The 16,768-nt window shown below is 35.2% G+C and carries 2 protein-coding genes; both read left to right on the top strand.

Annotation, left to right across the window (positions count from 1 at the left end; all coding sequences use genetic code 11):
* Positions 1-581: 581 nt before the first annotated feature.
* On the top strand, positions 582-7,793 hold the full coding sequence (locus GAN53_RS01015; protein WP_151409189.1) for an InlB B-repeat-containing protein: 7,212 nt from the start codon (positions 582-584) through the stop codon (positions 7,791-7,793).
* A 23-nt stretch (positions 7,794-7,816) separates the two neighbouring features.
* Complete coding sequence (locus tag GAN53_RS01010; protein WP_151409188.1) at positions 7,817-16,294, top strand: Cna B-type domain-containing protein; 8,478 nt, start codon at positions 7,817-7,819, stop codon at positions 16,292-16,294.
* Positions 16,295-16,768 lie beyond the last annotated feature (474 nt).

The raw sequence follows: 16,768 nt of genomic DNA, 5'->3' as shown, positions 1-16,768 counted from the left end.
TATATAAAGTGGATACTTGTATATTTTTTTGAAATTATAATGAATTAATAAGAAATTGTAAATGTAATAAGGAAGTAAGTTTAAAAATTTAAGAAAAAATTTTTGATTTTAAAGCTTAAGGGAGATTCTGACTTGATATTCGACCTTTTTAGTCGGATTTTCATAGCTTATAAATCTTTTCGTACAATAAAATCCATAAGAGAAAAAATTAGAAATTATATAAGAAATGATCAAATCTAATAAAAAAGAAAGGAGAGAAAAGCAAACTGTACTTAAAGTATAATTTTTGATCAATTCTTGTAATTGCAAAGTTTTCTTGATAATAACATAAATATATTTATAAAAAATTACTTATGTATATGCTTTGTTAAGAAAATATAATTTGAAATTTTATAGGATAATACAAATTTTAACAACATATATAAGTGTTTTTAGTTAGCATGATATAAGTAATTTTTTTCAATTAAAATCTCAGAAAAGCTAAAATTAAAACTTCTACTAAAGATATTTCATATGGTACTAGTTGACATTTCAAAACTTTACTAATTATAAATATAAAAAACTAAATTATGGAGGGCAAAATGAAGAACTTTTTTAAAAAACTGTTAGTATGGAATCTAGTCCTAATGATGGTTTTTTCTACTCCAATTGAGATTTTTGCACAGGTTAATTATAACGACCTTACTAAAGATAAGTCAGAAATCATAAACAAATTGGATCCTGTAAAACCTGCAAAGCCTAAAGAAGGTCAAAGCGCAGCAGATTTAATCAAAAATCCTGAACAGCCAAATATTTACACCTTACGTAAAGATTATAAGGTACAAAATGGAGAAAAATATAGAATAAACTACCAACCTTATATTGCAAGCGTAGGAGAGGCTGCTACAAAAGCAGAAAAAGATAAGGTAAACAAGGAAATTACACTTCCAGAGCTTGCAGGCTACGATAAATCACATCTTGATGATACTTACACAATAGATTACGATACTGTAAAAAATGCAGCAAAAGGTAAGAATGAATCTGGCAATGATGCCAATGGAAAAAGATACCAAGCAGAAGAATACTACAAATACAAAGCTAAGGCAAATAAAATCAAAGTAAAGCATGTATTTCAAGATCTTGAAGATTTTTCTAAGTACACAAATCCTGATGGAACCATTACACATTCTGATGGTACTAAGGGAACTTTGATTAAAAAAGGTGAAGATACACCAGAAGAAGCAACCGATGAAGAAATAAAAAAGCATGAGTTTATTACTTCCCAAAACGGTAATACTGGTTCAACAATGGAAGTAACAGCTTTGGAAGAAAAAGATAGAAAGGGTTTTGTTCCAGAAGCTGATTCTATTATTATGCAAGTTCCAGAAAATGCTGAGAACTTTGTACTAGAGTACCGCTACAATCGTGCCCACTACGATGTTAACTTTGACACAAAAGGCGGCACAGCTCTTCCAAATCGTACACTTTATTATGAACAAACAATTCCAAAAATTGATCAAAAGAGTATCCCTAAAAAAACAGGATGCGACTTCCTTGGTTGGATGCCGTCTGTGACACTAACAACAACAGATGGAAAAACATTTAATGCAAATGAAATAATTAAAGATGGAAGTGGCGATCTTATTGAAAACTTAGACGTAAATATCAAAATGCCTGCAGAAAAGATTACTTTTACAGCAGTATGGAAGGACAAGGAAAAGGCAGACTATGCTATCCAATTCTGGGCAGAAAAATCAGACCATGCAGATGGTGCAAGTCTAATGGATAAATATGACTTCATGGGTACTCGTGTTTATAAAGACCAAGACACAGGTATGAGGCCAGACCTTGATAACGTGTCTGTAAAAGACATAGTCTTTCCAGACCTAAACCAAGCCCGTCTAAATAAGATATGGGCTGGCGATAGATTTAATCGTGGCAAAGATCTTTATCTAAACAAGTTCTTTGTCTACAACCAAGATTTAACTCATGACCAAAACAAGGACCCTGAAAATGTAAACTTAGTTAAGTCTGTTGATGCAACAGGCAAGACTGTCTACAACATCTACTACGACAGACAAGTCTACGACCTATACTTTACTAAGTCCAATGCACAACCTGAAAAAAACACCATCTATCCTGAAATTTGGGGATACGATACGAAAAAAGGAGAATCTGTCATGTTAGGCGGTCCTGGTAAGCCATACCACTACAAGGCAAGATTCAATGAGATGATGTATAAGTGGCCAAATGATGCTAAGCAAACCAAGGGCTTCACACCTGGCTACCAAAGCTTTGGTTGGGGTCCAAACTATGATGATGCAAATTGGCCTCTTCATTTAGACACACCTCCTTATAGATTAAATGCCGATGAATTCTTGGACATGACTAACTACACCAAATGGGGCGGCTATACTAAGCACATAGATAAGGGCGATGGCACAACAATCGATTTAAATTGGTTCGATTATAAAATTCTTTCCTTTGGTATAAAACAGGATCATCCTTCTATCCCTCACCACATGGACTTTTGGATGGACGGCTTTAAGCCAGGAGAAACTATCATACGTTACGATCTTGTTAGAACTAAGGCGGATACTGCTGGCTTGCAATATGGCCACAGGTACCCTAAAGTTACAGGCTTTACCCCTCATGATTACGACCCTAAAAAAGCTTGGCCAGTAATAGAAGAGGGTAGTGAGGAAAATGGCCGTGTGAATGAAGAAGAAATTAATGACCTAAACGACGAGCGTGATGAAATCACACCTAACAATTGTGGGTCATACTACAACAACCAAGGGATCAAATTACCTATAGGTCAGTTGGACTTTATCCCCGCTTTCTATAGCGATCAAGACGATTTTGGAGATGTAAAAGAAGGTGGTCAAGAATTTACAGAAAATGGCTACCTACAATTCCATTACAAACGTAACAAGTATCCACTAAGGTTTAACTACGACCCAACTAAGATTAAGGACGATAGTGAATTTAATTCTACAAATCAATTAGACACTTTCTATGAATTTCCTTTAAAGGTTCTAAGCCCTAATTTAATAGATAATGACACAGAAAGAGAAGATAGGGAGTATTTCAAAGAAGACCCGAAAAACCTATTGGATAATCCGGAAAATTTACAAAAATTAGGCCTTACTGACCTTGTTTTCACAGATCCTAAAGATGGCAAGTTAAAAGTTAAAAGACCAGAAGGTCTTTCAGACCAAATGGTATTCAAGGGCTGGGCACTAGACCCTGCTGGCACAAAACTTATCTGGGAAAATCCTAAGGAAACAATGCCTACTCACCCACTTAACCTTTATGCTAAGTGGGGCGAGCCAGACTACCAATGGAAGGTAACCTTCGATCCAAACGGTGGAAACCTAAGATCTATTAAAGAAGAAAATTTAACCACAAGCCGCAAGACCATTCAAGTAGGCGACATAGTACAAGACGAAACTAAAACATTCCCTATAAAAGAAACAAACGATGGCGACAAGCAAGTATTTACAGTTGTTCAAAGACAAAAACTTGTAGAACCAAAATTTAAACCTACTAAAAAAGGTTACGACTTTATGGGTTGGGAAGTAATCCAATACAAAAAAGATGATAAGGGCGACTATACAGATGAAATCGACAACTCTTATAGAGAAACCTATAAGGTTCCAGAACTTTACTCTTTCGGCAACGATGTTGTAAGCCCAATTTATCTAAAAGCAATTTGGGTTCCAAACCAAAGAGTAGATGTAAAAATCGAACATTATTTCTTAGACGATGATTACAAATTAGATGAAAATGAAAAGCCTAATCCAAAGAAAGATACCCTTGAGGATAAGCGTTCTGGATATCTAGTAGCAGCAACTGGAGATAGACAAGACGATAAATACTTACTTGCTCCACATGATGAACTAGAGAAAAAATTAACAGGCGATTTGAAGACAGAATACGAAGATTATAATAAGCGAGTTGGCTTAAATAACTCTTTCTTCCAAACATTCAAAGTAGAGCCTGAAAAGATTTTAAATACAGAAACTAACAAATTGGAAGATAATCCAAAACTTAAAAACAACGTCTTTAAATTCTTCTACAGACCATTTAGACATAGAGAATACAAGGTCAACTATATAGATGAAAGATTTAAAGGAAACGCAAACGAAAAAGATGGTAAAATAATCGACCAAGAAATAGTTAAAAATGGTAACCGTCATTATGATGCAAGAAACTACAGACCTATACCAGGTTGGGTGCTAACAAGTGCCCCACAACAACAACTATTCTTTGATGTTAACGAAGACACAAACGAATTTTTAGGCATCAATGGAACAGGCAAAGATGAAATTACCTTCTATTATAAAGACGTTAGAGTAATCGACGTACCGAATAAAGATGACCCAGTACCAGATGGATATGTAAGAGTAACCTTTAAGGCAGACAAGGGTGGAGCATTTACCGACAAAGATGGAAAGAAAGTTACAGAACTTAACTACGATGTAATTAAGGGACTAAAATCAGACCTACTTCCAGTTCCTAATGAACTAAAAGAAGGCGAAAGCAAAGAAGCTGACAAATATTACATCAGGCCAGAAAATGGTAAGAAATTTACTAAATGGGACAATAGAGCTTTATTAAATGATAATACAATTATCAACGAAGCTTACACATTCACAGCTTACTTTGATTGGTCAGGACTAAGCGCAAGTGGACTAGTAAGAACAGAAGCCTACAAAGATCCTAATGGTAAATGGACAAACGACTTTGCTCCAAAGATTGAGGACTTAAAGAAACAACTTGTTTGGAAAGAAAAAGACCAAGAAAAACCACTACCAGCTGGAACTGAAATAAAATTCTTTGACGAAGATGGAAAAGAATTAAAAACAGATGAAGATGTATTTAAACTAGTAAATGAACAAAACAAAGCTGACAAAGACGAACTTGTTCGTACAGTAAATATCAAGGTAAAAGCTACATTCAAAGATGGAACAGAAGCTCAAGAACTTGAAATACCAGTAAAAATTTACAAGAATGTTTACGAAGCCCTTACAGGAACAGCAAAACCACTATTCCTAAAAGATGCAGAATCAAGCGATCTAAAAGATATTACTGGAGAATATGTAAAAGTAACAGTAGCTCCTACTGGAGATATGAACTCCAAGGACAACAAGGTTTACTATGTAAATCCAAAAGCTTGGGTAAGTATTCCAGAAGTTAAAGCTGATGGCTCATCAAGTTTTATAAATTGGACAGCTGATATAGTAAAACAAAATGATGACGGTAAGGAAAATGGCAACTATGACTTTGGAAAACGTCATAAATTTACAGAAGAAACAGTCATTAAACCAGTTGACGCTAAAGATGTTGTAGAGCAAACAGATCCAAATAAGAAACCACCTGTACCAAATTCATATGTAAAGGTAATAGTAAAGACAACAGATAAGGCAACAGATATAACAGTCTTCGAAAAGACATTCTGGGTTAACCCAAATAGACAAGTAGCTATAGACGTTAAAAACCCAACTGGTAAAACAATAACAACTGATACTACAAAATACACTATGAATTTCTCTAAGTGGGAAAGTGAAGAAAAAGATAGAACTTGGGAAGATAAGATAGTAGGAAAATTTGTAAAAGATACAACAATCATTGCAAAATATTCTATAAAAGCTGAAACAATCAAAGAATTACTACCAACTACTGACAAAGTTCACACCCCACAAGGAAAAACTCCAACAGTAGATGAAATCAAAGAAAAGATCACTCCTCCAGAAGGAAAAACTATTGCAAAAATTACAATTGTTAAAAATCCAGATGTAAATAATCCGGGAGAGAGTAAGGCAAAAGTAATCATTGAATACACTGACGGTTCAAAAGTTGGAACAAATGAAAAACCAGTAGAAGTACCAGTAGAAGTTCACAAGAACATAATTCCAGAAGAAAAACCTGGTAAGAGACCAGATGGTGCTCTTGAAAATTATGTAAAAGTAATCTTCAAAGCAGGTGAAGGCGGAAGCCTATCAGGCAACCTAGTTTACTATGTATCCCCAGAAGTTGAAGTAGATATGAAAGAATCTGCTGATAGTATTACAAAAACTCCAAATATTGGATTTATCAACGGAGATTGGGATACAAGCGAAAGTAAAAAATTAAAAGCAAAATTCACTGCTAAAGAAACTGAATTTACATTTAACTTTAAAAAATCTGCTGACATAGTAGAAAAAACCGATGACCCTAACCAAGAAATACCAAAAGGTTATGTTAAGGTTACATTCAAAACAGAAGATGCAAATAAGGGCAAGCTTGAAGGAGATAAAGAAGTAATAATTTACTATGTAAATCCAAAAGCTGGCATTAAGCTAAAAGTGTTAGGTAAAAATGAAACGCCTGTCGAAAAAGAACTAAAAGTTCCAGAAACACTTCCTGCAGAAAACTATGTATTTGATAAATGGCAAGAAAGCATCGATGAAGAAAATCCAATCACAGATGAAAAAATCCATGTAGCTATGTTCCAAGCTGGTCAAGTAACATTGACTTATAACAAAGGCGGAGCAGATGTAACTGGAGATTTACCAGCAAATGTAACAGCAAAATATGGAGCAACAGTCAGACTAGCAGGAGCTGGAAATCTTAAAAAACCAAACGCGAGTTTTGCAGGCTGGAAGTTAGATGAAGATGAGAAAATTTACCAACCAGGCGATCAAGTTACACTTGAAAAAGCAAGAACAGCAACAGCTCAATGGACAACATCTAAACATAAAGTAATCTTCAACTCAATGGGCGGAAGCGATGTTGATAGCCAAGAAGTTGCTCACCAAGGTACATTAGCAGAATTTACACCACCAACAAAGGATGGAAAAGTCTTTATGGGTTGGAAAGAAAAGGGCAAAGAAAGTCAAGAAGCTTACTTTGACCTAACAAGTCCAATAACAGAAGATAAAACACTAATTGCATTCTGGCAAGACCCAGTTCAAGAGATAAACGAGGGCGACCCTGTTGAAGAACAATTTATCAAAGTAACATTCAGCAAAGGTGAGCATGGAGACCTTAACGGTCAAAGAACTTACAAAGTTGCAAAAGATCTAAGCTTTGAAGATGCAGTTAAGAAAGGATTAAATGTTCCAACAATAACTCCAGATAAATATTACAAAGCAAAAGATGCAAACTCTGGATGGGATAAAGAACTTAAACTTCAAGGAAAAGACATTGAATTTATAGCACAATACGAGCCAGAAGCAGATGTTATACCGGTAGATCCTGATGTGACAGATGATAATCAAATAGAAAAAGAAAAACCTGAGGGAATGGTTCTAGTAACCTTCAAAGTATCTGATGATGACAAGTTATACATTCCAAACAATGATAAATACTATGTCAAAAAGAATACAGAAGTAAGGATACCAACACCAGTTGTATTGGAAAAGACCATTGATGCAATATTTAATGGCTGGCAAAAAGTAACACTAGTAGAAGAAACTCTTGATCCAGATGATACAGATCCAAAAGCAGAAAAATTCATATGGGTAAAACAATCATTTGATAAAGATACAATTATTAGTGATGAAAATGCAGAAGAAATTAAACTTTTGATTAAAAAACCTTTTGCAGGTGATAAGAGGATTTACATCCAACAAATGTCAGCTGATTCAATAGGCAAATTAGAGCTTATAAGAGATGGTGAAGTTATCGAAACAGTAACCAATTCTAAGTTTAGACGAAAATATGAAGTATTTAATCTAAGTGAGCCTTTACAATCTGGAGATGTAATCAGATATTGGCAAGAAAGTTCATCTAGAATATCAGACTCAACGGAAGACCTCATTGATTAACAGAAAGGAGTAGGTTAACAATAATGAAGAAAAAACTATTGTCAGGGATTTTAGCACTTATCTTTGTCATACAGATTTTTGTATTTGGCACAGCATACGCTAAAGGCAATGATCCTAATAACCCCAATCTAATAAAGATTGGAGAGTTAACGGCAAAGGATTATCCAAAAATAGACCCTGCAGACCTAGCAAAGCTAGGGAAAGAAAAAAAACAAAAGACATTTGGGAAAAGAGGAGGAGGGGCAACCCTCTTCTCCACTAAGTCCCCATACATCCAAGGTCAACAACCAGCTGACCCAGACAAGCCAAAGTATTGGGCAAATGTACAGGGAACACTTACAACAAGAGGAATAGATGGTAGTCCCTTTGATTGGGATAAGGTCCTAGGCAAAGGACAAAAGGTTAAGCTTTTATTTACCCAAACAAATGGCTATGTAATGACAGGTGTAACATATACTCTATTAGTAGATAAAGATGGAACCTATACTTGGAAAGGTAGTGATGGCAAGCCAACCTACCTACCTTTGTATGATGTAGATGGAAATCCCTACACCTATAATGTCCAAATACAAAGAAATTATAGCAAAGATATACAACTTATTGTCCAAGAATCTAATGGTACACCAAAAGCTAAATTCAGACCAGAAGGGGACAAACAAGTTGCAACCATATCTTTCCTAGATATTGAGATACGACAACTTGCTTCTACAAAATTTGTTTCAGAATGGAACACTGCCTTAGCAGAAGCAGACAGACCTCAAATTGAAGGATATTTTAAGGTAGATGATGAGACATACAATACTTTTAATTTTCCTAAAAATGATACGACAAGAACAATATTAAGAGAGAGTTTTTTGGAAAACTTTGTTGAAGATGAAGAAAATGAGACATGGCCTTTCATATCTGCTGAACTTGAAATTACTCCGCAAACTGTAGAGGTTAAAACTACTACAGCAGGCTTAACTTTTGAAGAAGCAGACGGAGTTAAAACTGTTACATCAGGTGACCATAAGTTCAAATACGACTTTACCTACGATGTTATAAACGGCGGAAAACTTACTATGACGGAAGTCATTCCGATAAATTTTGATGCCAATGGTGGTAAGTTTGAAAACTTCACAGCTCCTGATACAGAAACAACAATTGTAAAAGATGTTGACTACAAGGAAGATCTAACCGAAAAAGCAGAAGACCCAACAAGAGAGGGAAAAACATTCAAGGGTTGGTCAACAACAGTAGATGGAAAAATTCCAGCAACTGATGATGACTTTAAAAATATCACAGAAAAAAAGACCTTCTACGCTATTTGGGAAAATAACGATATAAAAGCAGAAGAACTAACTGTATCCGAATCGTTTAACAATGGAACAGAATATGTAAACGACTTTATTCCAAGCCTTGAGACTTTAAAAGGACAAGTAAAGATTAAGGATGCTAATGGAGTTTATCAAAAATTAAAAGATAGCGACAGCCTTCAAATATTAGATGATAGTGGAAATCCAATTGCTGATGATAATCTAAAAGATAATTTATACCAAAAATTAAAAGAAGATTCATCAACAGAAATTTCACGAAATATTACTTTAAAAGCAAAAGTGAATTTTGCCGATGGCACAAGCCAAGAAATAGAAATCCCTATCAAGGTTATAAAAAACATTTATGAAGGAACTTCTACAGGTGGAAAACCTAGCTATGTTCCAGATGATTATGTAAAAGTAACTGTCGACCCAACAGATAAGGCGACAAATTCACAAAAAGCTTACTACTACGTAAATCCAGCTGCCAAAGTCCCAGTACCTGGAGAAAATCCAGTAGGAAAAGACGACAATATATTTACTAAGTGGTTAATTGATGGAACAGAAACTGAATATAAATTTGCCGATAGACATCAATTTAGTGACGCAACTACAATTAAAGCCCAATATGAAAAAGAACAACAAGGCATAATCAACATTAAATATGTTGATGGGAATGGTAAAGAAATTAGTAGTGACTATCATATAGATGGAGTAGACTACCCTGAGACAAAAGAAGGGAAACTAGGCGATTATGCGAAAGAGGAAGATTTTCCTAAAAAAGGACCTGACTTTAAGGGATATTACTTTGTAAGCAGAGATTCTATTAAGGGTAAACATTATTATGATCCAGCTACTGATACAGTAACTTATACTTACGATAAAATAGTAACAACAGATGATAAGTCAAAATCATGGGTTTACTATGCTGTTATTTTTGATGCTAATGGCGGAAAGCTAGGAGATAAGGATAAAGTAACTGTATATGTTCGCTTTGATGGTAATAGTAATAATGTTGCGAATGTAACTTTTGCTGATGTTAGGAAAGAAGCAGAAAAAGCTGGACTTGCAACTAAAGAAGGCGCTGAATTTATAGAATGGCAAGACAAAAAAGTAGCTGGTGCAAAAGTTGCTGATGATTATGAAATTAAGGTTCCAGATTGGGATTGGGATACTTATCCTGAAAATGGTTATGCACCAGAAGTGTTCTATGCATCTTGGAATGAAAAAATAGAATATTCTATAGCAAAGGTCTGGGAAAATTCTACAAATCTTACACTTGCTGATTCTGATTATCCTACAATGAAATTTGCTCTTTATAGACAAGTTGAAGGTGGAAAAGAAGAAAAAGTAGCAGATGTAGAAGAAAAAGAAATTACAAAAGATACACTTAATGCTAAGTGGGAAGGACTTCCAAAGTCAGATCCAGAAGGCAAAGAATACAAGTACTTTGTAAAAGAAACTTTCAAAGAAAATGACATCAAGAATTACAACTGGATTCTTGGAGATGTAAAAACTTCTACCAATGAAAGTGGAGAAACTGTAAATACAATTACCAACAAATTAAGAACTGTCCCTGGAGATGGTGAAACTACAGATCCTAAGGAAAATTTTGTTGGGAAATTAACCATCAAAAAAGTTCTTGAAAATGAACCAGTAGAAGCGAAAGCATCAATGTCAATGATGCGTGCACCTAAAGCATCTGAACCATTGAAATTCAAATTTAAAGTAACTGGACCTTATGGTTATGTAAGTGAAGAATTTGAACTAGGAGCAAATGAAACAAAAACTCTAGAAAATTTACCTTTTGGTCAATATAAAGTTGAAGAAATAGATTCTAAGGGTTATACTCCTGACTATTCAAAAGAATTTGAAACCCTTACAAAGGATAGTCCAAAAGGACAAATCACAGTTACCAACAAGAATGAAAAATCAGATACAAATGAAAATATCATAAAAGTAACCGTCAATAAAGTTTGGTTTGGTGGAGGAGAAAAACCTGCCACTACAATTGAGCTTTGGAGAAAGGGTTATGGCTTAAATGGCAAAGAATTTGAAGAATATGTAGATAAATTTGAAACCACAGGTGGTGGCGAAAATTCTCAAAGCAAAGAATTTAAAGAACTTGCCAAACATGACCCAAGTGGAAAAGAATTTGATTACTATGCTAAAGAAGCAAATGTACCAAATGGCTACACAGCAACATATAGCGAAGATGGCCTAACAGTTACCAATAGTCTTGACATAATCAAAGACGATACACCAGATGATCAAACTGATAAACCAGATGGTTATGTAACAGTTACCTTTAAACCAGGAACTAATGGTAAGATTGATGGTGATACAAAAGATATTGTTTATTATGTAAATCCAAAAGCAGATCCTGTAAAAACCATGGCAGAGATTGCAGAGCCAAGTATCACTGCAAATACTGGATACAAGGTTGCAGAACCAAAATGGAAAGATGCTAGTGGAAATGCTTTAGATAAGGCAACTGAAATCACAAAAGATTTAACCTACACTGCTCAATACGAAAAATCTGATGATATCATTAAAGATCCAACTCCAGAAGATGATTCTGACAAACCAGAAGGTTATGTAACAGTAACATTTAAAGCTGGAACAAATGGTAAGATTGATGGTAATACAAAGGATATTGTTTACTATGTAAATCCAAATGCTGATCCTGTAAAAGTCATGGAAAACATTACTCCACCAACTATTACAGCCAACCAAGGATACAAAGTGGCAGATCCAAGCTGGAAAGATGCTAACGGAGATGCTTTAGATAAGGCAACACAAATCACAAAAGATTTAACCTACACAGCCCAATACGAAAAATATGCTGATGTAATTCCTGGCAAAGATCCAGATACAAACAAAGATAACGAAAAACCAGATGGCTTTGTAACAGTCAGATTCTTAACTAATAAAAATGGAACATTAACTGGTGAAACTATCTACTATGTAAATCCAAAAGCTGGAAAGAAGATGACCGATAAGGACATCAAAGCACCTAGCATAACAGCAAATGACGGATATGAGGTAGGAAGTCCAAAATGGAAACCTGATTTCACTAATGATGACTCAGAAATAAAAGAAGATAGAAACTATGTTGCAAACTATGATTCTTTAGGCAAAGCTGAAATTAATTACATTTCTATGGATACAAATATGGGAACTGTAAGTCCTGCTTTTGAAGAATTAAAAGATGGCGTAGATGTTGTTGGTTCAACAGCAACAGCCAAAGATGGCTACAAATTTGTTAAATGGACAGACACAAAAGGTACTACAGTTTCAACCGATGCAAAATTCCTACCAAGCAAGAAAGAAAGTGCAACCTATATAGCAATTTTCGAGAAAGAAGATACTACAGCTGATAAGGTTAAAAAATTATTTGACCTAGAAGGAGTAGATCTTGCAGCATTCGTAGGTGATGAACTTACTAATGACTTCTGGAAAGATGGAGTTAAGTCAACAGAAAAAACTACATCTACATTTACAGAAGAAGAAAAAACAGCAATTAGAGACGCTTTGAATAAGGCGACAGTTTCTGACAAGTCAGAAAGAAATACAGACCATGAAGTTTTATCTCCATCAAAGGGAACTTTGGAGATTAAATTTGCTGACGGTTCAGTACTAACAGTTTTACAAAAACTTTATGTTTACAATAACGGTTCAGACAAACCAAAAGATCCAAATCAACCAACTCCAAAAGATAGCCTTGAAGTAACTTATAAGGCAGGAGAAGGCGTAAAAGAATTTGCTGACAAAACTGTCTTGGTTAAAAAAGGAACTAAGGAAAAAGATCTTCCTGGCAAACCAGAAACAAAAGCAAAAGAAGGATACAAAGACCTTAAATGGACAGCAGATCCAGCAATTGATGAAACAAATGGCATCCAAGTAAATACAACTGTTTCAGCAAGTGCAGTAGTTGATAATGACTATGCGAAGATAGACTTCACAGTTAATAAATCTTGGCAAGATGAAGTAAATGACATGCCAACAATGAACTTCACCCTTTATAGAAAAATTGCTGGTGGAGAAGAAGAAAAAGTTGATGGCGTAGAAGTAAAAGAAATTACTCAAGAAACTACAAGTGCAACTTGGAAAGAACTTCCAAAGACAGATTCAAATGGCCATGAATATATTTATTCTGTAAAAGAAACATTTAAAGATACTAGTGATGTTAGAAATGACAACTGGATTCTTGGAGAAATGGAAGCTGATGAATCTGAAAATTCTATCACTAATAGACTAAAAACAATTCCAGGTGAAGTTGAAACTCCAAGCGAAGAAAATAATAGACTTGGAAAACTTACAATTACTAAGAAGATTGAAAGCAAACCTTTAACAAGCGCAATGTCAATGGCAAAAGCTCCAGCAGCTCCATTAGAATTTACCTTTAAACTAATAGATCCTTATGGAGATGTTGTAAAAGTAGATGGAAAAGATACCTTCACATTAAAAGCAGGTGAAACAAAAGAATTTGAGAACCTATTCTATGGAGACTACACAGTTGAAGAAATAGATGCCAAAGGCTTGACACCATTTGTTAAAGTTGGCGAAAGTGCAGAAAAGAAGAGTTCTACAGCAAAAGTTACTCTAACAATGACTAACAAAGAAGGCACAGTATTATTTACCAACAAGAATGTAATTCCAGATCCAAATCCAAATATTATTGAAGTTAAGGCTACAAAAATTTGGGTAAATGGACCAAGAACAGACCATAAAGCAATCGACCTAAAACTTTACAGACAAGTTGACGGTGGATCTAAAGAAGAAGTTACAGATGCGAAGTTAGATAAATCAGCAGATGTAAATGATACATCTAAGTTCAACTATGTATGGAAGAATCTTCCAAAAATCAACGATGATGGCAAGGAATACACCTACACAGTAGAAGAAGCAAATGTTACAGATGGTAAAGTAAAAGTTAATGGCAACACTTACCTAGTAAGCCAAGAAGGCAACACCATCACCAACACTTTCGTAGTTGCAAAAGATGATGTAAAAGCTACAAAAGTTTGGGAAGGTGATTTAAAAGCAGGTGAAGAAAGACCAACAACCTACTTCAAACTTTACAGAAAAATTGATGATTGCAAAGAATGCCAACCAGTAGAAAGTGCTGAAGTAAAAGAACTTAAAGCTGGAACTACAGAAGCAACTTGGGAAGACCAAGACCTAACTGATGAAAATGGCAACAAGTATATCTATTCAGTAAAAGAAGTAGATAAAGATGGAAAAGAAGCTACTCCTGAAGGTTATGTAAAAGTTGAAAATGGACTAACAGTTACAAATACCAAGATAGCTAAAGATGGTAAGCTTACTATCACTAAAAAGCTTGAAAATGAGCCAAAAAGAATGATGATGAGAGCTCCAAGTAATAATGATCCTATTAAATTCAAGTTTACAATTACTAAGCCAGATGGAAATAGCGAAGAATTTGAACTTAAAGCTGGCGAATCTAAGAGCTTTGAAGACTTAACTTACGGTAAGTACATTGTTAAAGAAACACAAACACAAGGTTATACTCCATACTTTGCTATCGGAGAAGGCGAACAAACACAAACTGAAAAGTTTGAAGTAACTGTAAATAGCAAGGAAGAAGTAAACTTAATTGTAACAAACAAAAACGTCATCAATCCAAATGATCTTACAGTTAGAGCAACAAAGATTTGGGTTGGCGGACCAAAATCTGATCACACAGCTGTAACACTTCAACTTCTAAGAACAAGTGCAAAAGCTGGCAGTGAGGAAGAAGATGTAAGCAAAGACTACAAAGTTGAAGCAAACAAAGATGAAACTTCAGATACCATAACCTATGTATGGAAAAACCTTCCTAACCATGACGGCGAAGGTTACAAATACACTTACAAAGTTAAGGAATTAGGAGTTGGCGAAGATAAGATATATAGAGTTGGAGATAACAATTATGTATCCAAGGTAGAGGATGATACAGAAAATACTTCTAACGAAACTACATCCTTTAAGATTACCAACACCTACCAAGTTCCACAAACTGATGATATAATCGCTAAGAAAATGTGGAAAGGCCTTCCAGAAGGAACAACAAAACCAATTGTTAAGTTCCAACTATATAGAAAGGCACAAGGTTCTTCTCTTGAAGAAAAAGTTGGAGAAGCTAGAGATCTTCAAAACGACCAAGTAAACTTTGGCAAAGAAGATAAGACAAACCAAAATGGTGTTGAATATATTTACTTTGTAAAAGAATTGGATGAAAATGGAGCTGAGTTTAAGAAAGAAAATTACAAAACAAGCTATGATGGCTTGACAGTTACTAACACTTACCAACAAAAACCAACTCCAGATCCAGGCACACCAGGCGGTGAAGACCCAGGAAAACCAGGCGGTGAAGACCCAGGAAAACCAGGTGGCGAAGAGCCAGGAAAACCAGGTGGCGAAGACCCAGGCACACCAGGCGGTGAAGACCCAGGAAAACCAGGTGGCGAAGAGCCAGGAAAACCAGGTGGCGAAGACCCAGGCACACCAGGCGGTGAAGACCCAGGCACACCAGGTGGCGAAGAGCCAGGAAAACCAGGTGGCGAAGACCCAGGCACACCAGGCGGTGAAGACCCAGGCACACCAGGCGGTGAAGACCCAGGAAAACCAGGTGGCGAAGACCCAGGCACACCAGGCGGTGAAGACCCAGGAAAACCAGGTGGCGAAGACCCAGGCACACCAGGCGGTGAAGACCCAGGAAAACCAGGTGGCGAAGACCCAGGCACACCAGGTGGCGAAGACCCAGGAAAACCAGGTGGCGAAGACCCAGGAAAACCAGGTGGCGAAGAACCAGGAGATAAACCAGGAAATGAACCAGAAAATGGAAACAAAGTGGTAATTCCTGATAAAACTGGTGTTAAGGACAAAAATCATCTAACTGATGAAGAAAAGAAAAAGATTATTGATAAGATTAAAAAGGTAAATCCAGATGTAGTAGATGTTGTAGTTGACAAAAAAGGAAATGCAACTCTAATCTATGAAAATGGTAAAAAACACACAATACCTTCTGATAAGCTTATCTATCAAATAAAGAAAGATAACAAGAAAGTAAGTTCTTCAAAAACAAAGAAGATGAAAGGAAATCCAAGAACATCCGTTTCATCTATCAGTGGAGTAGTAGCAACCCTACTAGCAGCAACTACTGGTTTGTTTGTTAGCAAGAAAAAAGATGAAGAAAAATAATCTACAATAATCCAAAATCAAAAGACTCAAGCCATGACTTGGGTCTTTTTGCTTGACGATTTTTAGGGGAATATAAACAATCTAAAGAATATAGGTTAAAAGAAATTTAAGAAAAATTACTTTTTATAAATAAGCAAAAATTCAAGGCCTTTAAGATTCAAAATACTAATAATTGGCTTCACATTATTATGCTTGATTAATTTTTTAATAAATATTATAATATTTATATAAAGTAATATTTGTATATTTTTTTATTCATAAGTAAATATAAGGCTCGAAATAACCATAGGGAGCCAATAAGTTAGAAACTTCTGGAAAAAATTTCACTTTAAAAGTCGAAGACTTTATAAAATCTAGCTTGATTTTTGAATTGTTGGGTCTGTCCTTGTGGGCTGGTCCATTTTTTTATAAAAAGACTATAAAATCACATAATTAAAAAAACTTTTGTTAATCACAGAGGCAAATATATAATTT

It is taken from the genome of Anaerococcus sp. Marseille-P9784 (assembly GCF_902500265.1).
Classification (GTDB): domain Bacteria; phylum Bacillota; class Clostridia; order Tissierellales; family Peptoniphilaceae; genus Anaerococcus.
The sequence above is the reverse complement of the archived record's forward strand: the minus strand, read 5'-3'. Positions and strand labels throughout refer to the sequence as shown.

What these genes read in the sequence shown, in the direction of transcription:
- GAN53_RS01015 (WP_151409189.1), top strand. Translation starts at nt 582, where the DNA reads ATGAAGAACTTTTTTAAAAAACTGTTAGTATGGAATCTAGTCCTAATG.
- GAN53_RS01010 (WP_151409188.1), top strand. Translation starts at nt 7,817, where the DNA reads ATGAAGAAAAAACTATTGTCAGGGATTTTAGCACTTATCTTTGTCATA.